Annotated in this window: 20 protein-coding genes; 10 read left to right on the forward strand and 10 right to left on the reverse strand. The window is 36.1% G+C overall.

The genetic code is table 11. The features are described 5' to 3' along the window. Positions 1 to 66 precede the first annotated feature (66 nt). The 3 genes from EA772_RS19840 to EA772_RS19850 are packed head-to-tail and all read left to right on the forward strand — an operon-like array spanning position 67 to position 4258. Entirely contained in the window at positions 67 to 2073 is a 2007-nt protein-coding gene (locus EA772_RS19840; RefSeq protein ID WP_124914662.1) for a DUF3858 domain-containing protein, read from the forward strand. Continuing rightward, a complete protein-coding gene (locus EA772_RS19845; protein ID WP_124914663.1) occupies positions 2073 to 3968 on the forward strand; it encodes a DUF3857 domain-containing protein in 1896 nt (631 codons plus the stop codon). The genes EA772_RS19840 and EA772_RS19845 overlap by 1 nt, the downstream gene beginning before the upstream one ends. 8 nt (positions 3969 to 3976) lie before the next feature. Beyond that, the gene (locus EA772_RS19850; protein WP_010602545.1) at positions 3977 to 4258 is read left to right on the forward strand and encodes a pyrimidine/purine nucleoside phosphorylase; all 282 of its coding nucleotides are present in this window, start codon (positions 3977 to 3979) and stop codon (positions 4256 to 4258) included. 133 nt (positions 4259 to 4391) lie between these two features. Here EA772_RS19850 and EA772_RS19855 read toward each other — a convergent pair whose 3' ends face one another. Continuing rightward, entirely contained in the window at positions 4392 to 5663 is a 1272-nt protein-coding gene (locus tag EA772_RS19855; protein WP_124914664.1) for a pitrilysin family protein, read from the reverse strand. Continuing rightward, positions 5656 to 6900: a pitrilysin family protein gene (locus EA772_RS19860; RefSeq protein WP_116167901.1), complete on the reverse strand. Its 1245-nt coding sequence runs from the start codon at positions 6898 to 6900 to the stop codon at positions 5656 to 5658. The genes EA772_RS19855 and EA772_RS19860 overlap by 8 nt, the downstream gene beginning before the upstream one ends. 175 nt (positions 6901 to 7075) lie before the next feature. On the opposite strand from EA772_RS19860, the gene EA772_RS19865 reads away from it, so the two are divergent. After that, positions 7076 to 8200 (forward strand): CofH family radical SAM protein, encoded by a 1125-nt coding sequence (locus tag EA772_RS19865; protein ID WP_010601817.1) that lies wholly within the window; start codon positions 7076 to 7078, stop codon positions 8198 to 8200. A gap of 69 nt (positions 8201 to 8269) precedes the next feature. Beyond that, complete coding sequence (locus tag EA772_RS19870) at positions 8270 to 9358, forward strand: DUF1963 domain-containing protein (protein WP_124914665.1); 1089 nt, start codon at positions 8270 to 8272, stop codon at positions 9356 to 9358. Positions 9359 to 9655: 297 nt separating this feature from the next. Here EA772_RS19870 and EA772_RS19875 read toward each other — a convergent pair whose 3' ends face one another. Beyond that, positions 9656 to 10516, reverse strand: a complete 861-nt coding sequence (locus EA772_RS19875; protein WP_124914666.1) for a ferritin-like domain-containing protein — start codon at positions 10514 to 10516, stop codon at positions 9656 to 9658. Positions 10517 to 10533: 17 nt separating this feature from the next. Then, positions 10534 to 11256, reverse strand: coding sequence for a ferritin-like domain-containing protein (locus tag EA772_RS19880; RefSeq protein WP_124914667.1), 723 nt, complete (start codon positions 11254 to 11256; stop codon positions 10534 to 10536). A 125-nt stretch (positions 11257 to 11381) separates the two neighbouring features. On the opposite strand from EA772_RS19880, the gene EA772_RS19885 reads away from it, so the two are divergent. The 5 genes from EA772_RS19885 (at position 11382) to EA772_RS19905 (ending at position 17453) form a co-directional block, all read left to right on the forward strand. After that, complete coding sequence (locus tag EA772_RS19885) at positions 11382 to 12167, forward strand: LytTR family DNA-binding domain-containing protein (RefSeq protein WP_010601821.1); 786 nt, start codon at positions 11382 to 11384, stop codon at positions 12165 to 12167. Between the two features lie 124 nt (positions 12168 to 12291). Further along, entirely contained in the window at positions 12292 to 15162 is a 2871-nt protein-coding gene (locus EA772_RS19890; RefSeq protein ID WP_246833999.1) for a sensor histidine kinase, read from the forward strand. A gap of 252 nt (positions 15163 to 15414) precedes the next feature. Beyond that, positions 15415 to 15981 carry an SMC-Scp complex subunit ScpB gene (gene scpB, locus EA772_RS19895; RefSeq protein WP_116167897.1) on the forward strand — a complete coding sequence of 189 codons (567 nt, stop codon included), beginning with the start codon at positions 15415 to 15417 and terminating at the stop codon, positions 15979 to 15981. Between the two features lie 88 nt (positions 15982 to 16069). Next, positions 16070 to 16261, forward strand: coding sequence for a hypothetical protein (locus tag EA772_RS19900; RefSeq protein WP_010601824.1), 192 nt, complete (start codon positions 16070 to 16072; stop codon positions 16259 to 16261). A 73-nt stretch (positions 16262 to 16334) separates the two neighbouring features. Next, complete coding sequence (locus EA772_RS19905; RefSeq protein ID WP_124914669.1) at positions 16335 to 17453, forward strand: GNAT family N-acetyltransferase; 1119 nt, start codon at positions 16335 to 16337, stop codon at positions 17451 to 17453. Between the two features lie 102 nt (positions 17454 to 17555). On the opposite strand, the gene EA772_RS19910 is transcribed toward EA772_RS19905, so the two are convergent. The 6 genes from EA772_RS19910 to EA772_RS19935 all read right to left on the reverse strand — a co-directional run bounded on the left by EA772_RS19910 (position 17556) and on the right by EA772_RS19935 (position 22458). After that, positions 17556 to 17876: a helix-turn-helix domain-containing protein gene (locus tag EA772_RS19910; protein WP_124914670.1), complete on the reverse strand. Its 321-nt coding sequence runs from the start codon at positions 17874 to 17876 to the stop codon at positions 17556 to 17558. Further along, positions 17876 to 19228: a UDP-N-acetylmuramate--L-alanine ligase gene (murC, locus tag EA772_RS19915; protein ID WP_124914671.1), complete on the reverse strand. Its 1353-nt coding sequence runs from the start codon at positions 19226 to 19228 to the stop codon at positions 17876 to 17878. Before murC ends, EA772_RS19910 begins: the two co-directional genes overlap by 1 nt. Positions 19229 to 19313: 85 nt before the next feature. Further along, complete coding sequence (gene prmA, locus EA772_RS19920) at positions 19314 to 20153, reverse strand: 50S ribosomal protein L11 methyltransferase (RefSeq protein WP_124914672.1); 840 nt, start codon at positions 20151 to 20153, stop codon at positions 19314 to 19316. Next, positions 20154 to 20915, reverse strand: coding sequence for a triose-phosphate isomerase (gene tpiA, locus EA772_RS19925; RefSeq protein ID WP_124914673.1), 762 nt, complete (start codon positions 20913 to 20915; stop codon positions 20154 to 20156). It abuts the gene before it with no gap. 49 nt (positions 20916 to 20964) lie between these two features. Continuing rightward, entirely contained in the window at positions 20965 to 22137 is a 1173-nt protein-coding gene (locus EA772_RS19930; protein WP_029204360.1) for a GlmU family protein, read from the reverse strand. Positions 22138 to 22209: 72 nt separating this feature from the next. Beyond that, positions 22210 to 22458 carry a type B 50S ribosomal protein L31 gene (locus EA772_RS19935; protein WP_010601831.1) on the reverse strand — a complete coding sequence of 83 codons (249 nt, stop codon included), beginning with the start codon at positions 22456 to 22458 and terminating at the stop codon, positions 22210 to 22212. Positions 22459 to 22768: the final 310 nt, after the last annotated feature.

Consider the following 22768-nt stretch of genomic DNA (forward strand, 5'->3'; position numbering starts at 1 on the left):
AAATCTTTCAAAATGCTTCAAACTGATTAAGAATGTTTTTATTATTGTGTAACCAAACAAACTATAATGCGAAATACAGCTCTCAAAATTTTGATGGTAGCGCTTTGCGCTAGCTCAATATCTCTGCATGCTCAAACTAACCAAAGCCCGAAAAAAGAATTTAAATTCGGGAAAATAGAGCCATCAGAATTTTCTGCAAAGGCAATCGGTGTTGATTCTGCAGCATCAGCAATTAAATTATTCGATGTAGGCAACTGCTATTTCGAATTAAGCTCCTCTGGGGGTGGATTTGTATATGTCTTCGAAAGGCATATTCGATATAAAATCCTCAATAAAAACGGTTATGACCTCGCTAACTTTAAAATTCAATTGTATAAAAACAGTAATGCTGCAAAAGAGGATTTGAGTTCAATGGATGCTGCAACTTATAACATGGTTGATGGCAAAATGGTAATTAGCAAACTTAACAAGGATGCTAAGTTTACAGAGGAGTTTAACAAAAATTACAGCATTAAAAAATTTGCACTTCCAAACGTGAAAGAAGGTTCTGTGATCGAATTTAAGTACAGAATTAAGTCCGATTTTATTTTTACGCTTCGGGGTTGGAAGTTTCAATCTGATATACCAACACTTTGGTCTGAATATAATGTGAAAATTCCAGAATATTTAGATTACAAACACAACACGAGTGGTTATTACCGAATTGGACACCCAGTACATGAAACCATCAACGCTACCTACGTATCCGGTTTAACATCAACTGCTACTTATGATAAATATGTTATCGAAAATGCGCCAGCATTAAAAGATGAGCCTTTCGTAACTACCATGGACGATTATACACCAAGAATTTCTTTCGAGTTAAGAGGTACCAACTTCCCTCAGGATATCTACAGAGATTATAATGGCTCGTGGGGTAAGATTATTGCAGGCCTGGCCGAACGTGAAGATTTTGGTGCTTTCATCAACAAAAACAGTTTTGCAAAATCTGTTCTTCCCGGAATTTTGAAAGGAGAAAAGGATACTTTGTTATGCACAAAGCTTATTCTCAATTATGTTAAAAACAATGTCAAATGGAATGACGATTACGACATTTATACAAATGCCATCAATCCAAAATCGATATTCGAGAAGAAAACGGGTTCGTCTGCTGATATCAACTTATCTTTACTAAGCTTACTTAAAGAAGCCAAAATTATCGCCTACCCGGTATTATTAAGCACCAGAGAAAATGGTGAACATCCTGGCTACCCGGTTGTTTCTGGTTTTAACAATGTAATTGGGGTGATACAAATCGGCGGAAAAACATACTTTTTAGATGCCACAGACAAGGATTTACCTATCGGAATGATCAATAGCGAAAGCTTAAGTCATCAGGGATTTTATGTGGATTTAAAAAGCTATTCTGGCAATTGGATATCAACAGAACCAACCTGGGCAAATGAAAAAACATTTGCTTACAACTTATCTTTAAATAAAGAGAATAAGTTAGTTGGCCAGATCAACCAATATTCAAAAGGTTATGCCGCTTTGAGTTTGAGGGATAAATACCGCAAAACAAACAGTGAAAGTGAATTCCTGAAAAATTTCAAAAAGGATAAAACGGGTTTAGAACTGAGCAATTATAAAATTCAAAACCTGGATAATCTGGACGAGCTTTTAACAGAGTCGATGGATGTGGTTATTGAAGATAACGTCGAAGAAACAGGAAACCTGGTCTACTTTACTCCTCTCCTTTTTGAGCGCACAAAAGAAAATCTGTTCAAACACGATGAAAGAAAATTTCCGGTTGATTTTGCTTTTCCGTTTAAGGAAACTTACCGGATGACGCTGAACTTCCCTGAAGATTATGAAATCGATAAATTGCCAAAAGGTGGGGCTTACAAGCTCCAAGATAATAATGGCGACTTTTCCATTTCTTATGTTACGCAAGGCAATGCATTAATGGTTAAAAGCATAATTAACATCAATAAATCTTTGTATACACCAGAAGAGTATTTTGACTTAAAAGCATTATTTAAAGCTATTGTTGAGAAACAGGCAGAACAAATTGTATTAAAAAAGAAGGTATAATGAAGTATTTATTTTTAACCGGTCTGTTTGCTTCGGCTTTAATCAGATCTTCTGCGCAGGGAAATTATGATGTTGCGAAGATCCCAGAGGATCTCAAACGCGATGCCATTGTTGTTATTAGAAATGAGGAGCAATTTTTTGATATCAAATCTCTTGGATCAGGACAGTATGATTATAAAGTAGCCATTACCATCCTTAACAAGGCAGGCGATGATTTTGCAGAAATGGCAGAAGTATATGATAAGTTTTCGAGCGTATACAATATAAAAGCTACGCTGTACGATGCATCAGGAAAAAAAATTAAAGATTACAAATCATCAGATATCAGAGATCAAAGCTTGATTTCTGATTTTTCAATCTTCGAAGATAATAGAATGAAGCTGTTAAAATTTGTAAGCTTAAATTATCCTTACACTATTGAATATAGCTATAGCAAAGATTACAAAGGATTGTTATCCTTACCATCATGGCGAGATTTGAAAGGTTTTGGCGTAGCAGTAGAGCAGTCTGTTTACACTATTCAGAAAAGCAAAAATTATCAGTTCAGATATTTAACAAGTGCAAATCTAAAAACTGACTCTGTTGCGATCGGCGAAAAAATTCAATATAGATGGAAAAGTTCAAAGGTACCTGCAGTGGTAAGTGAACCGTTAAGCATTGGTTTAGATAATATTTCATCCTGGGTAAAAGCTTCGCCAAATCAATTCGAGTACGATGGATCGACCGGAAATTTTAATAACTGGCAAAATTTTGGCTCATGGATGTATAGTCTTAACCAAGGCGGAAATAAACTTCCGGATGCCACCAAAGCGCTGGTGCAAAACCTGATTGGCAACGCGAAAACACCTCAGGAAAAAATCCGAATTTTATACAACCATTTGCAACAAAATACCCGTTACGTAAGTGTACAGCTTGGCATAGGTGGTTTCCGGCCTATTCTGGCAGAAAAAGTTGCACAGGTAAATTATGGCGATTGCAAAGCTTTGTCTAATTACATGAAGGCTTTGCTAAACGAAGCTGGTATTGCTTCAAATCTTATTGTTATTGGTAATGACATGCCGAGTTTAAATCCTAATTATTCGAGTATGGGGCAGGCTAATCATATGATTTTATGTGTTCCGTTAGAAAAAGATACTACCTTTTTAGAATGCACCAGCCAGTATGACCCCATGGGATTTATTGGTTACAGCAATGCCGACCGAAAAGTACTGATTGTTACCGATAAAGGCGGAAAAATTATCACCACTCCTGCTTATCAGCCTAAGGATAATTACCAAATCAGGAAAACTAAAATTACCCTCGCTGAAGACGGGACAGGCATTTTAAATCTGAAATCTAAATATGCCAATGCGCAATTTGAAGAAAATCAACGTATGATGTTACTAGAACCATCAGAACAAAGAAAAAGATTGGTAGAAAATAGCAATATTCCTATCGATGAAATGATTAGTTTTAAATATGAACAGCCTGATAAAACTTTGCCCATCATCACCGAAGAGCTAAATTTTAAAACCAATCAGATTTTTTCTAAATCAGGAGAAAAGATATTTCTAACCATCAACCAGGTGAACAGACGAGAACATGTACCGTTGAAGGTAGACAACAGGAAAACATTCTTCGCTGTTCCTTTTGGATATAATGATGAGGATGAAATTAGCTATACCTTACCTAAAGGTTATTCGGTAGAATTTATCCCGAAAGATATCAGCATCGTTTCAGAATTTGGTTCATACTCCGCCAAATTTGCAAATAAAGATAATACGCTTACCTACATCCGTACGCAAACCATGAATAATAAAAAGTATGCTCCGGAAAAATATAATGAACTGGTAGACTTTTATAAAAAAATCTTTCAGGCTGATAAACAGAAAGCGATTTTAACCAAAACTCTATAATACTTAGCATGATAAAAGAAAACACTTATTTTGAAGGAAATGTAAAATCTTTAGGCTACGAAACCAAAGAGGGAAAATCGACGGTGGGCATTATCAATCCTGGGGAATATAAATTTGGTACGGCACAAAAAGAGATCATGCATGTGATTGAGGGTGAATTGTTGGTGCTACTTCCTGAAACTGAAAATTGGGTTACGGTTGCCGCTGGCGATCATTTTACGGTACCTTCGAATGCGTCATTCAGCGTTAAAGCAGAAACACAAACAGCATATCTTTGTCAATATCGGTAACAAAAAAAGGAGCAGATTAAATTGCTGCTCCTTAATAAATACGTTTGGTTCATCAATCACTTAAGAGTTACCAACTGTTAATTGCCAGTTGAAAATTGATTATTGCCCCTAACAGTTGTGAACTTAAAGGATTCTATTTCTTCCCGACTACTACTTCTGTAAATTCTTCGGTAGTTAAATATTTGTTGGCTAAATCTCTTATTTCTTCGGCGGTGATACTTTTTACTTTATTGATGTACCGATCATAATAATCATAATCGAGACCGAAAAAGTGAAGATTTTTAAATTTATCTGCATGTGAAAAAATATTCTCCAAACTACCAAGCATCGAACCGAGCATATAGTTTTTAACCAAGGTTAACTCTTCTTCGCCAACCAATTCGGTTTTTAATAACTCTATTTCTTTGTAAATTTCAATAAGTGCATCTGCACAAACCTCGGCACCTACCTCTGTTGCAATAAACAAATAACCTGCATCTTGCAGAGAAGAAATGCCGGATCCAATACCATAGGTGTATCCCTTATCTTCTCTAATATTGTTCATCAACCTCGAGCCAAAATACCCGCCCAAAACCGTATTCAAAATCTGTAATCCAGGAAAATCTTCGTGTTTACGGTTCACCGCTATTTTACCAATTCTAATGGCAGATTGAATAGCTTCCGGTCTTTCCTTATAAACATATTGCTTATTTGAATTTTCAAATGTAAACTTATTTACAACCGCATCACTGCTTGCCCAATTATTTCCAAACTGCTGGTTAAGTAAATTTAAACTCTCCTCATCAAACTTTCCTGAAACGATTATAGTACAATTGTTCGGGGTATATGCCGCTTTAAAATAATCAACCAGGTCTTCCCTTTTCAGTTCATCATAATGTTTGGCCTGAATATCAACCCCATAAGCAGTGTTTCCAAATAGCGCATGGGCAAATTCTTTTCGAGATAAAATATCGTTTTTTTGAAGATTTACCTGTAGTTTTTGTTTTTGATTTTGAATATAGAGATCAAGTTCATGCTGTGGAAACTGACTATCGCTCAGCACGTTTTTAACAATGGGTAAAACCGATGCCAGATGTTTATTCAGGCTATAAAGCGTTACCGTTGATTGATCTTGCGCATATTCAGTTTGAAAAAATGCACCATAAAAATCAATCTGTTCTGCTATTTCTTTTGATGAGCGTTTGCTGGTTCCATTATTCAGCATTGCACTCACTGCAATAGCCTGTAAAGGTTTTTCCAGATTCCAGTTTACATTATTAAACAAAAATTCAATTCGCACCAAATCCTGCTCTCCTGAATATACAATATAAACAGGAACACCGTTCTCTAGTTGTTTATGCTGTGGGTGGATGAAATTTATAGTTGATACCTGCTTAAAATCAGGCGCTTGTTGTCTGTTAAGCATTTTCTTCAGTTAAATAATACAATGTAGATGATGACTCCTTTTTGAAGGTATCGTTCGAAATGCGTTTGATATCTTCGGCGTTAACTTTCAGAAATTCGGCGGCTTCCTGATTTAATAACGCTGCGTCGCCAAGCAGTTCATAGTAAGCCAGATTCATTGCTTTATCTAACAAACTCATTTCTGAAAACACCAACACCGATTCAACTTTATTTTTTACTTTGGTGAGTTCATTATCTGATACCAATTCTGCCTTTAATTTATCTAGTTCTGCCCAAATTGCCTGCTCCGCCTGTTCTATGGTCACACCTTCAACCAGTTTACCTTCTACGATAAATAATCCAGGATCTAAACTACTTGAGATATATGCGTTAATATCACTAAATAATTTCTGCTCTTTGAGCAAGCTGTTGTATAGTCTAGAAGATTGACCTCTCGACATGATGTCAGACAATAAATCAAAAGCATAGTAATCGGGATCTAAACGACCAGGCATTTTAAATGCGATGTAAATTGCATTCAAAGGAACATTGGCTTTAACCGTTTCATATCTTTCTTCAGTTTGAGGCGCTTCCTGAATTAAATTACGCTCATATTTTTCGCCAGCCGGAATGGGTTCAAACCATTTCTCTGCAAGTTTTTTTACATCTTCAGTTTTCACGTTTCCGCCAACTACCAGGATTGCATTTTGTGGTGTGTAATGCTTTTTAAAAAACGCTTTCACATCTTCCATAGTGGCATGCTCAATATGCGAAAGTTCTTTGCCAATAGTTGCCCAACGATATGAATGCTTTTTGTAAGCTAAAGGACGCAGTTTTAACCAAACATCGCCGTAAGGTTGGTTCAAATACCTTTGCTTAAATTCTTCACTTACTACATTACGCTGCGTTTCTAAACTTTTTTCAGAGAAAGCCAGGCTCAACATCCGGTCACTTTCTAACCAAAAAGCGGTTTCTATATTTTCGGCAGGTAATGTAATGTAGTAATTAGTAATATCGTTGCTCGTAAAGGCATTGTTTTCTCCTCCTACCCTTTGCAATGGCTCATCGTAACTTGGAATATTGATAGAACCTCCAAACATTAAATGCTCAAATAAATGCGCAAAACCGGTTTTTTCTGGGTTTTCGTCACGAGCACCCACATCATATAAAATATTTAAAACTGCCATTGGCGTTGTTGGATCTTCGTGAACCAAAACCTTTAATCCATTGGCAAGTGTAAAACGATTAAAATCTACCATATAATTTTTTAGAACTGTAAAGATATACTTTTAGGGTAAAATGTTGGATGGAAAATGTAGGATGGAAGACACAAAAAAGATGGGATTGAAAATACTTTAATTTGATCGCCAATTGTTTGACTAAACACTGACGACTTTAGACTTTAGACTTAGGACTTTTAACTATCTTTGTGCTATGAATACAGCCGATTTACTACAGCGGGCACTACATTTTGATTTTTTGAGCCTTGAAGAAGGTGTACATTTATACCACCATGCGGACACGGCATCATTGATGTTTGTAGCCAATGAGTTAAGAAAAATCCAAGTGCCGAGCGGTAAAGTAACATGGCAAATAGACCGTAATGTAAATACCACAAACGTTTGTATTGCAAACTGTAAATTCTGCAATTTCTTCCGCAGACCTGGTCACGATGAAAGTTACATTACGGATATTGAAACCTACAAAGTTAAGATTGAAGAAACCTTTCGTTTAGGCGGTGATCAATTGCTGTTACAAGGTGGACACCACCCCGATTTAGGATTGGCTTTTTACGCCGATCTCTTCAAAAAACTAAAAGAATTATATCCTGATTTAAAACTTCACGCTTTAGGTCCGCCGGAAATTGCACACGTAGCAAAACTGGAAGGTATTTCGCACACTGAAGTTTTGCAGACCTTAAAAGATGCCGGCATGGATTCTCTTCCGGGAGCTGGAGCTGAAATATTGAACGACCGCGTTCGCCGCTTGATATCTAAAGGAAAATGTGGCGGCCAAGAGTGGCTTGATGTAATGAGAGCTTGTCATCAATTGGATATTACTACATCGGCAACCATGATGTTTGGTCACGTAGAAACCATTGAAGAGCGTTTTGAACACTTGGTTTGGATTCGCCAGGTACAGAGTGAAAAACCTGCTGACGCAAATGGCTTCCTGGCATTTATTCCATGGCCTTTTCAGGATGATGGAACATTATTGAAACGTTTACGCGGAATCAGTAACAATGTAACGGCTGATGAGTATATCCGAATGATTGCCTTAAGCAGAATCATGTTGCCAAACGTTAAAAATATTCAGGCAAGTTGGTTAACAGTTGGTAAAACAACCGCCCAGCTATGTTTACATGCAGGCGCTAATGATTTCGGATCAATTATGATTGAAGAAAATGTGGTTTCAGCAGCGGGTGCACCACACCGTTTCACGGCCAATGGTATTCAACAATCAATCAGGGCCGCCGGCTTTGAACCTCAATTGCGTGGTCAGAAATATAATTACAGAGATTTACCTGAACATTTAGAAGAACAGGTAATTACTTATTAATTAAGAATTATCCCTTTAAATTCATCCCGTTAATTAATTTATTCCTTCGGGATATGATCTTTATTGGGCATGAAAAAATATGCAATAAGAATTTTAATTTGTACTGCGTTATGCGCATTCATCATATTTATGTGTTTTTGCTGGGGTTATAAAATACCTCAAAAAGATAAGCATGAAGAGTGGCCGGAATATCCAAATCATTCCAACAAAGATTTAGTAATACAGTTAGACAAAAAGGAAATTTTAAATCTTACCACCATTCCTAAAAGTGATTTGCTATTGATTTACTATAAAAATCCAGATTCAGCAAACAACACATATGGCGTATTAAGCAGAAAAGGCAAACTGGTTATCGATCTTGGTTATTATACAACGATTTACATTGATGAATACCATAACCGTTTAATTGCAGAGAATTCTACCAGTCACGATTCATCGATATTTGCAGCTTATGATGCTAAAACATTTAAACGCATCCCTACCCGATACAGGAATATAAAAATAGATCAAAGCTTTGATACTTATTCAAAAACAGAGCGAGGGGTAAAAACGGATAGTAAGGGTGATAAACAAACGCAAATCGATGTAAAATCTGGTGAAGAAAAGGCCCTTTTTAAGGAAAAGTATATAAAACTTGCAAATATTCTAAATGGACTTCATGAATTATATCCATTTGATGATGATCAACGAGATGGCTATAGAAATTCATCATACGTAAAAACAGATCGAAATGGGATAATTTATAGATTCTATTATTCTGATAAAGAAAGTATTGAAATATTGTGTAAAAACTTTTTCAATGATGTGTTTAGGGATGATCAAAGTAAACCAACTAATGCCAATCATATATCCACCCCAGATAGTAGCATTATTGTTGCCAATACTTTTAATTCTGGTTTTGGTATTTTCACACGTGGAACTGCCGGAAGTGGAGGAGGAAATGGCCCGCTTTTAGATCCAAAATTTGAGCAGACCTACCTCGATTATTACCAACTGAGATTACATCAACTAAAAACTTTTTTTAAGCAGGATAACAGAAAAGATCATACGGCAGTGTATAGTGTGGAACTTAATGAGCCTAAAAGTGACAATGATACATTGGTGTTTCTAACAGAAAGTCGACTTTATTATTTATATAAAGTGAATAAGAAAAAATAGCGAAGCATCTGCTAAGCCCTGTAGCCGACGATATTTTTATTTGCCTTGCAAACTAAACCTGATTGGAATGGAAATCCTTTTTGCGGTTCCCTGAGCACCGCGAAGAACAGCCAAAAAGATTGCAATGTAAAGCAGGACTAACAAAAATTGAAACACAGTACCCTGATTTTCTAATCAAGTAAATACCTGAGCTTAAATCCTTAAATCCTGGTCAAAAATAAAGGGAAACAGAACCCAGTTCTGCCTCCCTACCTTAAACTAAACATTACCTAATCAATAATGTAAATTCTTTTTGGCTTATGTTAATTTCGAACCTGTTCTGATGAATAAGTTGGCAATTGTTTTCACTTCAGCGCCAGTTAAAAACTCATCAAATGATTCTGCTGCTGCTGCTCTGGTTACTGCAGTACCATTAATTCCAGTGATTTCGATGTTTGCCTGAATCGTGTTGTTTTCACGAGCATAAACGGGATCTACCTGAGGAACACCAGTATCGTTTGATACACCGTTAGCACCTAAACCTACCCATGGTTTCAACGGAACATTTAAAAATGCTGCCGTCATCTGGCGTAAGTGAGAAGCATGACGAGCCTCAACTGAGTGAATTTGCAATGCAGTAGTTAATACTGGCATACCTTTTAATATTGGCGCCTGACCTTTGTAAGCTCTAACTCCTGTATCTTCGAATGCTGTAGCTACCTTTAAGAATGTTCCATAGTTAGTGAAAACATCTCCAAAAGTTCCACCTGCTGTAAAATCAAAGTTAGCCTCTGCTAATACAATTGGCGTACCACCAGCACCTGTAATTGCGCTTCTTAACAAGTTTACGTGAGCCAATTCATGTGTACGGATTGTGGTAATTGCAGTTGTAGCAGCACCTGCCGGAATTAAGCCTGTACTTAATAATGCTCTGTTGTAAAAGTTATATTCTAAATGCTCTAAAGCCAACGCGAAGTTTAATACTTCGGTAACATTTGCAGGATTTGATTGTCCATAAGCTTTTTGGAACATAGAACCTAAAGCCAATGGTAAAGCTGCCAAAGAAATTTTCTTTCCAACGTTGAAGAAACTCTTCATTGCTGCTCTACGTGGATTTAATCTTTCATAGATCTCTCCATCAACTTTTTCAATTTCGTCTAATATATTTATGATATTCATGATTTCTGAGTTTAAGATTATAGGTTTACAACGTTAATTTTTGTTTTGATGAATGGGGCAGCCAATGGCAACACTTTATCTGGTGTTAAAGCACCATCTAATCCGTTTGCATCTACAGCACCAAATGCACTTAGCGTACCTAAATCAGCAAATGTACCGTTTGAAATCTGATCTCTAACATATGCCGCGTGACGTGCTTCAACAGAAACAATCTGACCAGCCAATACTAAATACGCTGTTTCTTTTAATCTTACACCTGCACCATTGTAAGCGGCAACACCTAAATCTTCGAATGTTTTTGCTGTAGCCAATACACTTGCACCGCTGGTAAAATCTATTGCAGAGAAGTTAACCTCTAAACTACCGATTGCAGCTGTACCCAACGCTTTTTTGAAAAATTCTCTGTGTGCAATTTCGTGGAATTGTACATCCTGAAAATAAGCTTTTTGTGCCGTAGTAAATCCTGATGGATTCGAGTTGGCAACCTGAATGTAAAATGCTGCCTCTAATTGCTCTAAAGCATAGGCATAATTCAATACACCGAAATCGTCTTTAAAATCAAGCGTAACGCCAGCCATTGGATCAGTGAAATTACGATCTTTTCTACAGCCTGCAGCTACCAAAGCTAAAGCGGCTGCACTTGCACCAGCATACTGAAGGAAGGATCTCCTGCCTACTGTGCTTTTTAATAAACTTTCCTCTTGAAGTTCAGTTTTTGTTTCTAGTTCATTGTTTTTCATAGTAACTATGTTTAGGGTTTTTGTATGCGATTTGATGATACATACGTGACAATTATGAACCCGGTTTTTTTGTTTTTACATTTTTTTTTATTAATCGATTTTGATACATTCACCAACCTGTAACTATGACTGTATTAAAAGCCATTATTGTTGATGATGAGGAGTTTGCAAGATCATCATTGTTTTTTCTGCTCCAACAGAATTGTCCGGAAGTAGAAATTACGGGCATCGCAAGATCTGTGGCTGAAGCGAAAGATATTTTGGCCCACCATGCCATCGATTTAATTTTCCTGGATATTGCGATGCCTGGAGGAAATGGCTTTGATTTAATACCTGATGCGCAAAAGCATAATGCCGCCGTAATTTTTACCACCGCTTATGATCAATATGCCCTCAAAGCAATCAAAGCAAATGCACTGGATTATTTATTAAAGCCGATAGATATCGATGAACTTAAAATTGCTGTAGAAAAGGTTTCGCAACACATCAGGCTTTTCAAAAATCAAAATGGAAATGATGAGCGAATCAGTAATCTGGCCTCCAACCTGGCATCAAAGTCAGAAATCAGAAAACTGACTTTACCCTACGGACAAGGTTTTAAAATGATTGATGTTGATGATATTATTTACATTGAGGCTGATAGTAATTATTCAATTGTTCATCTAAATAACCAGGAAAAAATAACAGTTTCGAAAGTTTTACGTGAGTTTGAAGAACTATTGCCTACAGAACAATTTGTTCGGGTACATAAATCGAACATCATCAATTTAAATCATTTGAAGGAATATAATTCTAAAAACGGTTTGCAGGTTTTTTTAAAGAATGGCGAAAGCATCAATATTTCCAGAAGAAGGGCAAGCGATTTCTTTGACAAAATAAAATCATTCACAAAAGCTGGCAGTGATCACTAATGCGATAAAACGATACGCCAAAGTAGCCTCTAGTGCTTCGCTCCTATTTCATAGGAAAAGCCTTTTCATTGCCTTTTTGTTTGCAATTTTTTATTGTACAGATATACAGAGCGTTCAAGCGCAAATGACCTATTTGCCACATTACACCTCTAAAAATGGACTTGCCAGCAATAACTGTTACTTTATCCTTCAAGATCAAAAAGGCTTTATCTGGATAGCAACTGATAATGGAATTAGTCGTTTTGATGGCACAAATTTTCAGAATTTTACAATTGAAGATGGCTTGCCTGACACGCAAATTCTTCAAATGAAAGAAGATCAGTTCGGGCGCATTTGGTTTTTTGCTTTAAATGGCCAACTGAGTTACTTACAAGATGGAAAATTTTACAATCGTGAGAATAGCGAGCTTCTGAAAAAACTTAGTTTTAATACTGTTATCGTTTCATTTTTGATGGACAAGCAAGGCAGAATCTGGCTGGGAACAAATTCTAATTTAATTGTTTGCTGGGATGGAAAAAGGATAAAAAAATATGTTTCGCCCAATCCGGAAGATAAATTCATCAATGCCTTCATCCACGAAGATGAACAGGGAAACATTTTCTCTTATAGTGATTTAAGTGTTCAGAAATTTAACGGGAAAACTTTTTCCATCATAAAATCTGATGTCCAACCGCTCTCTTACATGACCGCAACCAATACCGCTAATAAATCATTATTGTATTTGGATAAAAGTGGATTGCAAGAATTAACAGGAGGAAAAATCAACAACATTATTCCTATTCCACAAAACCTGATTAAAAATATGTCGGGTTACTTTTACTATGATAATCTTGCGAAAGAGGTATGGATTGCCAATGCAAATGGCTCTTTCGCCTTAGATAAAAATGGAAAAACCGTTCAGTATTTGCAGGACATTCCGGTTAATCAGGTGATAAAAGACAATAACCAGAACATGTGGTTTGCTACCAATGCCGGGATTTACATGTTACCAAACATAAATAACCGGCTTTCCATTATCGATGCGGAATCGGGTTTGAGTAGTAATGTAATTAAAAGCATTACCAAAGATGGCAAAAACCGCTTGTGGCTGGGAACTGATGATGCGGTAATTGATGTGTTAACCATTAACAATTACCAGGTAAATGAAATTGGTTTAGATGATTTCAAAAAATACAAAACCATCAAACAGATTAATTTCGATTCAAGAAATCAATCGATTTATTTCTCTTCAGATTATGGGATGGGCGTTTTCAAGAATATTTACAACAGCATTAACGAAGTAAATTATTTGAAAGAAACGAACAACTCTATGTTTGTGATAAAACACTTTAGCCTTGATGAAAAGAGCAACAGGTTGGCATTGGCACTTTCTTCTGGTGTTGTTTTTTTATCAGATCGATTAAATACTTTAGAGTTTAACTCATTAAAATACAGGGAAAAGCAAGATTTTATTAAAGATCGCTCCTATCATGTTTTTTATGATCGAAACGGAACTTTATGGTTCTCCAACATCAATGGCTTGTCGCAGTTTGCAAACGGAAAACTGATTAAGCATTTTGAAAAACATCCACTGCTCACCAAAAGAATTAATGATATTCAGCAACTGGCTGATGGAACATTAATCTTAGCGACGGATGGTTATGGCCTTTTGTTTTATAAAAATAATCAGATCGCGAAGCAAATTACTCAAAAAGATGGCTTAACAAATAACATCTGCACAAAAATATTTGTAAAGAATAATGAAATTTGGGTACTCACAAACAAAGGGGTTAACAAAATTGCCGATTACCCTGCAAAGCCAAGTGTTGCCAATTTTGATTATGGCAAAGATTTGCTTAGCGATGATATAAACAGTCTGTTTATTGACGATAGTACAGCCTATTTTGCCACAAACAAAGGCTTAATCCTCTTTAAATACAATAACAAAAATATCATTAGAAATTTGCCCAAGGTATATGTTACCTCCATTATTAAAGATAATGAACGGTTGCCGGTAAACCAGAAAAACTTCACTTTTGAAACCGGAAATAACACCATTTTATTTACCTTCAGTGCTGTAGATTTTACCACAAGCGACATTACTTATCGCTATCGTTTGAGTGAAAATTCTGCCTGGGTAGAAACCCGAACAAGGCGCCTCGATTTTTCTTCCCTGCAATCTGGCGATTATATTTTTGAAGTTTCTGCAAAAAGCCAGAACGGAAATTGGGGTCCATCAGCAAAAATTGCTTTTTCTATTACCAAACACTTTTGGCAAAGCCTTTGGTTTTTATCCATTTTAATATTACTGGTGGCTTATATTTTTTATAAGGTGGCCGTTTACATCACCAGAAAGCAGAAAGACAAAGAGCAAGAACAGCTCTTGCTTAAAAACAAGGTTTTGATGTTGGAGCAGCAGGCTTTGCAAGCCATGATGAATCCACATTTCGTTTTCAATGTGATGAATTCGATCCAGCATTACATCAACACCCAAAATACGGCGTCAGCAAACCGTGTATTAACTGGCTTTGCCCGTCTAATCAGGAAGAACCTGGAGATTTGTACGAAAAGCTATATCACGCTTGAAGAAGAACTCGAATATTTAAGTCTCTATCTCAAGTTGGAAAAAAATCGTTTTGGAGAAAAACTCAAATATGCTTTTACGGTAGATGAAGAAATAGACAGAGAAGAAACACTAATTCCGTCGATGTTATTGCAACCCTATGTTGAAAATGCAATATGGCATGGTATTATGCCAAAAGAAACGGGTGGTGAAATTCAAATTAACATCAAAATTAAGGATAACGATTATTTAAATATCGAAATTATTGATGATGGCATTGGCATTGAGAACTCCTTGAAAAATAAAAGCGGAACACATGTTAGTAAGGGAATGCAGCTTACCAGAGAAAGATTGAACCTGCTCGGCCAGATTGCAGCAAAACCTATACACCTCACCGTTAAACAAATGACTACCAATGGTACAATTGTATCAATAGCTATACCGTTAAAATAGCATTTTTACCGTTTACTCAATTATTAATACCACTCACTAAATAGAAGCAACTCAACATCCGCTTTAGCCTTAAACTTGTATTAGAAATAAACGATAGTGTTTATCAAAACGTTCTTATAGAATTGATATAGATATTTAATAACCTAACCTAAAACTATATCTTAATTCAGGTTTCATTTGTGTGTTGAAAGCGGTCTTGTTTTTTAAAAAGCGAGACCGCTTTTTTTATGTCCAAAAATTATATTTTTGTGTATGCCCAAATTTGATGTTACCAGGCACGTGGAAGCCCTTATTTTCTCATCTGTTCAAAGCATAACTGTTCAGGAAATCATATTAGCACTCAATGCTACTTCTGATCTTGAATATCATGAAACGCATGTTTTCGCCAGCCTGGATTTAATCAAAGAAAAATATAGTCATGATGATTTTGCTATTGAACTCGTGAATTTAAATAGTGGTTACCAGTTTTTAACCAAAAAAGAGTATCACGCCACAGTTAACCAACTCCAGTTACATCGATCGAAGAAAAAGTTAAGCCAGGCTGCAATGGAAACATTAGCTATTATCGCTTATCGCCAACCCATAACCAAGCTCGAAATTGAGCAAATAAGGGGTGTAAATTCTGATTACTCTGTACAGCGATTATTAGAAAAAGAACTAATTAGTATCGACGGAAAAGCAGAAACACCCGGGCGTCCCATATTATATAGCACCAGCAGTCTTTTTATGGATTATTTTGGTTTAAACCATTTAAATCAACTTCCTCAGCTAAAAGATATTTCCAGAGAAGAGAATACGGTTGGTGAAAACATTGAATAGTGCAAATTAATTTATTTGATTTCAGCTTGTTATTAAAAAAAGTTTTTTTGTATTTTTAAACTATAAAAGCAATTTTTATTTTTGTGTTATGAAAGCGCCAAAGAAACTCCCTACTAAGCCGACTACTAAGAAACAGGTAGACGAAGATGATGATCTTGAAGATGACGATATTCAAACTACGAAAAAGAAATCTCAAGATGAAGACGAAGATGATTTTGACATGCCATTAGACGATCTTGACAATTTCGACAACTTCGATGACGACGACGACGATTACTAATCATTAAAAAACTATATATTTGAAGAAGCATCCCTCCGCTTGGTAGGATGCTTTTTAATTTTAAAATCTGCCCATGCAAGTTATACCAGTAAGCACTTCATCACTTAAAAAGGATTTCCTATCAGTTCCAAAAATTCTCTACAAAAACGACAAAAACTGGATCTGTCCGCTTGATAGTGAAGTAGAAAACGTTTTCAATCCTGAGAAGAACAATTTCTTTAATCACGGCAAGTGTACGCGATGGATTTTAAAAGATGATGCGGGGAATCTGATTGGTCGTGTTGCTGCCTTTATCAACGAGAAAAAGGCGTTTAATTATGAGCAGCCCACAGGCGGGATAGGTTTTTTCGAGTGTATTGATGATGAAAAAGCTGCATTTTCACTATTTGATACGGCAAAAAAATGGTTAACTGAAAATGGCATGAAAGCCATGGATGGACCAATAAATTTTGGTGAAAATGATTCCTTTTGGGGATTACTTGTAGAAGGCTTCACCCCTCCTTCTTTCGGGATGAATTATAATTTTCCTTATTACCAGAAATTTTTCGACGCATATGGTTTCGTAACCGAATATGAGCAATTAACTAACCACATCAATTTAACCATCCCATTTCCGGAGCGTTTTACCAAAATTGCCAACTGGGTTAGAAATAAACCAGGTTATACTTTCGAATATTTCAGTAAAGCAAACTCAGAAAAGTACATTAATGATTTAATGGAAATTTATAACGATGGCTGGCAGAATTTTGAAAATTTTGTTCCGATAAAAAAAGAAACTTTGCAAGAAAGTTTTAAAAGTATGGAACCCATTATGGATGAACATTTGATTCAGTTCGCTTACTTTAACGGAGAACCCGCTTCATTTGTGGTATTGATACCAGATGCGAACCAAATGATTAAAGGTTTTGACGGTAAACTTGGCTTAATCGAAAAATTGAGATTTGCTTATCGCCGTTGGGTTGGTGTAACCCGTATGCGGGCCATCGTAATGGGTACAAAACCTAAATTCCAAAAGCACGGACTGGAATCAGTGTTATTCATCAGATTAGGAGAATATGTATTACCTAAAAACCAATATAAAGAACTCGAACTAAGCTGGGTAGGTGACTTTAACGAGCAGATGCTTGCGATCCACAAAGCCACCGGTGCAACCTTTGGCAAAAAGCACTTAACGATGAGGAAGGTTTTTTAAATAAATAGTCGTCATTGCGAGGTACGAAGCAATCTTAATGCTGAAGTTTCAAGATTTTAGCTATTGTGTTAAGATTGCTTCGTACCTCGCAATGACGAAAAGCTACATCCCCAATTTATCATAAAGCTCAATAACCTTCTTGCGAAGTTTATTGAGCTCTTCATCTTTTTCAAGAAGCTGTTGTTTTAGGCTTGATACATCCTCTGAAAATTCAGATCCAGCTGCAATCCCGGTAATTAATTCTGCCACTGAAATTTTAAACAATTTAGATATCTGAAGTAATCTAGAAATGTTTAAATCGGTTTGGCCTTTTTCTATTTTGCAAAATGCAGGAGTGGAAATTTCAAGAAGTTTTGCTACATCAGCCTGACTTAATCCTGATGCTACTCTGCACTTCTTGATATGATCACCAATGCTTTTCATTAGTTCTTTAAAGACGCCGCTAACTCAGGCAAATCGAAACCTGCATAATTACCAGAGCTCATCATCAATAAGTTCGTATGCTGATAATTTAAACTTAGCAGGTATGCTTTAAGCTGTACGGCATCGTTAAAGAATTTCAATTTAGGGTTTGAGAATGCTTCCTGCACATCTTCTTCTGAAAAAGGTTTCATTCTTTTCTGCTCAAAGCTTTTTAAATCGATAAATACAATCGCATGATCAGCTTTATCCATTGCTCCGGCATATTCCTTTAAGAAATCTTTATTTAAACTGCTGAACGTATGTAATTCGATGCAGGCAACTAACTTCCGATCTGCAAATTGCGCTTTAACCGCATCAATTGTAGCCTTTAATTTTGATGGAGAGTGAGCAAAATCTTTATAAACATTGGTTGAATCATTAGCTGAAATTACTTCAAGACGTTTTGCTGCACCTGTAAACGATGCAATTGCAGTATCAAAATCTGCTGTACTGATATTTAATTGCTCGCAAACTAATTTTGCTGCATTTAGATTCATCAGATTATGATCGCCAAAGATCTTTAAAGCTGTTTTTTCAGGTAGCAAATAAGTAATTCCGTTCTCAATTTCATGTGCAGGAATTCCATAACCTATTTTGTTAATGTTTGCTTCAGAACGGGAAACTATTTCATTCAAGTCGGCATCTGCTTCGCAGTAAATCAAAGTTCCAGCTTCTTCAATGGTATTAATAAATTTCTCAAACTGCGAGGTATAATCTGCGTAGGTTGGAAAAACGTTTATATGATCCCAGGCAATGCCGCTAATCACCGCTACATTTGCTTTGTAGAGATGAAATTTAGGTCTTCTATCAATTGGAGAGGAAAGATATTCATCTCCCTCAATGATCATTACCGGAGCGTTTTCTGTTACCTTAACCATAGTTTCGAAACCAGCGAGTTGGGCACCAACTAAATAATCAAAATCGCGGTTATAATAGTTTAACACATGTAAAATCATGCTTGTAATCGTTGTTTTACCATGACTACCACCAATAACAACTCGTAATTTATTTTTGCTTTGCTCGTAAATATATTCAGGATAAGAATAAATAGTAATGCCTAATTCTTGTGCCTTTAATAATTCAGGATTATCAATCCGGGCATGCATGCCTAAAATTACGGCATCAAGGTTACTGGAAATGTGATTTTCATCCCACCCCATTTCTGCCGGTAACAAGCCATATTTATCTAAACGGGATTTAGCAGGTTCGAAAATCACGTCATCAGATCCTGTGATTTGATAACCTTTTTTATGTAAGGCAATGGCTAAATTGTGCATCGCACTTCCGCCAATCGCAATAAAATGTATGCGCATATTTATTTTTTGATGAAAGAACAAGGATCAAAGATTTTATGTACACTTTCATCATGATACGTTGTTCCTTAAGCTTTATTCCCTTTTATTTTTTCTCAAACTGAGCCGCAACCCAATCGCCATTTTGCTTATGATCAAGGTATTTGATACCGTATTTAGCACACTCAGCAGTAATCATTCCTAAATCAGGATCGAGATAAAAACCACTAAAGAATATTTTACCTTCAGGCTTCAAAACTTCCGCATAACGATGAATTTGATCTAGTAAAATGTTCCTGTTAATGTTTGCAAAAATGACATCATATTCTTCATTTGGAATCACTTCCTTACTGCCGCAAAGCGCTTTCAGATTAGTTACATTATTTAATGCAGCATTTTCTATGGTACTTTCGTAACAAACATTATCATAATCAATTGCAACCAGGCTTTCAGCACCTAATTTAGCAGCCAGAATGGCGAGGATTGCCGTTCCGCAGCCCATATCCAAAACTGCTTTGTCTTTTAAATCTGCAGCTAAAATATACTGCATCATCATAGTAGTAGTTTGGTGATGACCGGTGCCGAACGACATTTTCGGGTCGATTACAATTTCATAAGGGTAAGATGGTTGTGGCTCATGAAAGGTTGCCCTTACATAACAAACGTCATCAATAACCAACGGACTGAAGTTTTTCTCCCATTCAGCATTCCAGTTTTCATCTGCTACATCTTCTAAAAGATAATCACAAGCGAAATCATCAGCATACCGAAAAAGTAAACCTTTTAACTCTTGCTTGATGAAATTATCCTTGATGATGAACGCCGTGAAACCTTTTTCACTGTCTTCAAAAGTATCAAAACCTAAATCAGCAAGATCACTAATTAATAAATCTTGTTGATAATCTTCGATATTTTCGAATGTAAATACTGCTTTTATATATTGCATTTAGCTATTTAAGGCTTTAATAATATCTGTAAAATCACGAGATTTTAATGATGCACCACCTATTAAGCCACCATCAATATCTTTTTGAGCAAATAAACTTGCCGCATTACCAGGATTACAGCTACCACCGTAAAGAATTGTAGTATCGTCAGCAATGTTGAAACCATAGTTTGCTTCAATTTCCGAACGGATAAATGCATGAATATCCTGAGCCTGCTCTGGAGAAGCTGTTAGGCCTGTACCGATTGCCCAAACTGGTTCGTAAGCAATTACAATTTTCGAAAAGTCACTATCGTTTAGGCTGAAAACACCCTCTACCAATTGTTTTTTTAAGACTTCGAAATAACTTCCATTTTCACGTTCATCTAGTGTTTCACCAATACAAAAAATTGGTGTTAAACCGTGTGCTAAAGCAACTTTTGTTTTTTCTGCCAACAGAGCATCGCTTTCTGCAAAGTATTGTCTGCGCTCAGAGTGCCCTAAAATTACATATTCAGCCCCTACAGATTTTACCATTTTAGCCGAGGTTTCACCAGTAAAAGCACCACTTTCTTTGTCGCTGATATTTTGAGCACCAATTTTAACATCATTCCCACCTAATTTAGCTAAACTGTTTAAGTGAATAAACGGAGAACAAATGATAGCCAGTTGATTGCCTTTACGCTCATCTTTAACCATATTTACAATCTCACTGAATAACGAAACGCCTTCGTTATAATCTAAATTCATTTTCCAGTTTCCTGCTACGATTTGTTTTCTCATTGTATTTATTTTATTGGTTTGCTGATTTCTGATGAAATCATAATTAAAATTAAAAGTTTCTGTGTGGAGCTGTTAATTCAAAAACTTTAGTTAAGATTTGCTTTTCGGTATCTTCTAAAAGTCTGTTTTTTCTTGCAAATACTTTTGCTGTTGTTTCAAACATTTTATTCAGTTTATAATGTTCAAATCCAGCTGCACCACCCCAGCTGAAATCTGGAATGTGGTTTGGTGGTAAACCTCCGCCAAAAATATTGGCACTTACACCAACAATGCTTCCTGTATTAAACATGGTGTTGATACCAGATTTCGCATGATCAGCCATCACTAAACCACAAAACTGTAGGTTTGTGTTACGCATGGCTTTGTTGTCGTAATCGTAGAGCTTCACTTCGGCATAGTTGTTTTTTAAATTGGAGTTATTGGTATCTGCACCAATATTACACCACTCACCCAGTACCGAATTACCTAAGTAGCCATCATGCCCTTTTGCAGAATTACCCCAAATTACAGAATTATTTATTTCGCCACCCGCACGGCTGTTAGGGCCAATGGTTGTGCCCGAATAGATTTTTGCACCCATTTTAACAGATGAATTTTCGCAGAGCGCAAAAGATCCACGTATTAAGCTTCCCTCCCAAATTTCGGCATTTTTACCTACATAGATTGGACCATAGCCACTATTTAAAACGCTACATTCGGCTTTTGCACCTTCTTCAAAAAAGATATCATCGCCAAGCAACTGATTGGTGCTGCTTATGTTAGCTGAAATTCGCCCCTTAGTTAAAAGTTCAAAATCTTTTCTGATTTCTGCAGGATTATGTGTGAAAATATTTTCCGGATAAATGATTTTCAGAAAGTTCTGTTTATAATCGATTGGCCTGAGTTGTTGCTTAGCTTGTTCATATGTTAAACTTTCATTACATGCATAAGCAATTACATCACTGCCAGATGATAGAACTTCTCCTGCTTGAAGTCCTGAAACAGCAGTAAGCAATTCATGATCAGGACATATGGCACCATTAACAAATAATTTTGCGTTTAATTTGGGAGCGTATTTTATCGAAAGATAATCTTGAGTGTTAAAACCGAAATCAGCGTTTAAATATTTTGCCCATTTCTCTGCAATTGTAAGAATACCAATACGCAAATCAGCAACAGGCCTTGTAAACGTTAGCGGACGAAGAGACGCCCAGCAAGCATCATCAAATAGATTGATTGTCATAAGCAACAAAAATAAAAAAAGTCCCGATGCTTTTGGCAAAGGGACTTTAAAAAATGCTTTTTACAGCTAAAATTATTTCTTAGCGTAACGGTTTTTAAATTTATCGATACGTCCTGCAGTATCAACCAATTTCATTTTACCAGTATAGAAAGGGTGTGAAGTGTGAGAAATCTCTAATTTATAAAGAGGATACTCATTACCATCTTCCCATTTAATAGTTTCTTTAGTATCAACGCAAGATTTTGTTAAGAAAGCATATTCGTTAGACATATCTTTGAAAACAACTGGTCTGTAGCTTGATGGGTGCAAATCTTTTTTCATTTGAATATTATTTTAAGTTATTTGTGTGAAAGCATCAAGAACATTTTTGCAATTTGCTGGCAACAACGCTTATGACATTTTCTATTAGTCTTTTCTACCTCTATTTTAGAGGATGCAAATATCCTAATTTTATTTTTGATTTACAAGGGCGTGTTAAAATATTTTCTTTTGCTTTAATTTACTTAGTTAATTTTAGAAGGTTCGTTTTACCCAAATACCTGAAATACTTCTCTGTACCTACTGATAAGGTCAAATTCTGAACTGTATTTTACTGAAAATTGTTCTTATATAACTTGGTCACTTCTAGAAA

This window comes from Pedobacter sp. G11, from assembly GCF_003860265.1.
Classification (GTDB): domain Bacteria; phylum Bacteroidota; class Bacteroidia; order Sphingobacteriales; family Sphingobacteriaceae; genus Pedobacter; species Pedobacter agri.

What these genes read in the sequence shown, in the direction of transcription:
- EA772_RS19930 (WP_029204360.1), bottom strand. Translation starts at nt 22,137, where the DNA reads ATGACAATCAATCTATTTGATGATGCTTGCTGGGCGTCTCTTCGTCCG.
- scpB (WP_116167897.1), top strand. Translation starts at nt 15,415, where the DNA reads ATGCCCAAATTTGATGTTACCAGGCACGTGGAAGCCCTTATTTTCTCA.
- tpiA (WP_124914673.1), bottom strand. Translation starts at nt 20,915, where the DNA reads ATGAGAAAACAAATCGTAGCAGGAAACTGGAAAATGAATTTAGATTAT.
- EA772_RS19935 (WP_010601831.1), bottom strand. Translation starts at nt 22,458, where the DNA reads ATGAAAAAAGATTTGCACCCATCAAGCTACAGACCAGTTGTTTTCAAA.
- EA772_RS19900 (WP_010601824.1), top strand. Translation starts at nt 16,070, where the DNA reads ATGAAAGCGCCAAAGAAACTCCCTACTAAGCCGACTACTAAGAAACAG.
- EA772_RS19850 (WP_010602545.1), top strand. Translation starts at nt 3,977, where the DNA reads ATGATAAAAGAAAACACTTATTTTGAAGGAAATGTAAAATCTTTAGGC.
- EA772_RS19885 (WP_010601821.1), top strand. Translation starts at nt 11,382, where the DNA reads ATGACTGTATTAAAAGCCATTATTGTTGATGATGAGGAGTTTGCAAGA.
- EA772_RS19880 (WP_124914667.1), bottom strand. Translation starts at nt 11,256, where the DNA reads ATGAAAAACAATGAACTAGAAACAAAAACTGAACTTCAAGAGGAAAGT.
- EA772_RS19890 (WP_246833999.1), top strand. Translation starts at nt 12,292, where the DNA reads ATGACCTATTTGCCACATTACACCTCTAAAAATGGACTTGCCAGCAAT.
- EA772_RS19905 (WP_124914669.1), top strand. Translation starts at nt 16,335, where the DNA reads ATGCAAGTTATACCAGTAAGCACTTCATCACTTAAAAAGGATTTCCTA.
- EA772_RS19870 (WP_124914665.1), top strand. Translation starts at nt 8,270, where the DNA reads ATGAAAAAATATGCAATAAGAATTTTAATTTGTACTGCGTTATGCGCA.
- EA772_RS19855 (WP_124914664.1), bottom strand. Translation starts at nt 5,663, where the DNA reads ATGCTTAACAGACAACAAGCGCCTGATTTTAAGCAGGTATCAACTATA.
- EA772_RS19910 (WP_124914670.1), bottom strand. Translation starts at nt 17,876, where the DNA reads ATGAAAAGCATTGGTGATCATATCAAGAAGTGCAGAGTAGCATCAGGA.
- prmA (WP_124914672.1), bottom strand. Translation starts at nt 20,153, where the DNA reads ATGCAATATATAAAAGCAGTATTTACATTCGAAAATATCGAAGATTAT.
- EA772_RS19845 (WP_124914663.1), top strand. Translation starts at nt 2,073, where the DNA reads ATGAAGTATTTATTTTTAACCGGTCTGTTTGCTTCGGCTTTAATCAGA.
- EA772_RS19865 (WP_010601817.1), top strand. Translation starts at nt 7,076, where the DNA reads ATGAATACAGCCGATTTACTACAGCGGGCACTACATTTTGATTTTTTG.
- EA772_RS19840 (WP_124914662.1), top strand. Translation starts at nt 67, where the DNA reads ATGCGAAATACAGCTCTCAAAATTTTGATGGTAGCGCTTTGCGCTAGC.
- EA772_RS19875 (WP_124914666.1), bottom strand. Translation starts at nt 10,516, where the DNA reads ATGAATATCATAAATATATTAGACGAAATTGAAAAAGTTGATGGAGAG.
- EA772_RS19860 (WP_116167901.1), bottom strand. Translation starts at nt 6,900, where the DNA reads ATGGTAGATTTTAATCGTTTTACACTTGCCAATGGATTAAAGGTTTTG.
- murC (WP_124914671.1), bottom strand. Translation starts at nt 19,228, where the DNA reads ATGCGCATACATTTTATTGCGATTGGCGGAAGTGCGATGCACAATTTA.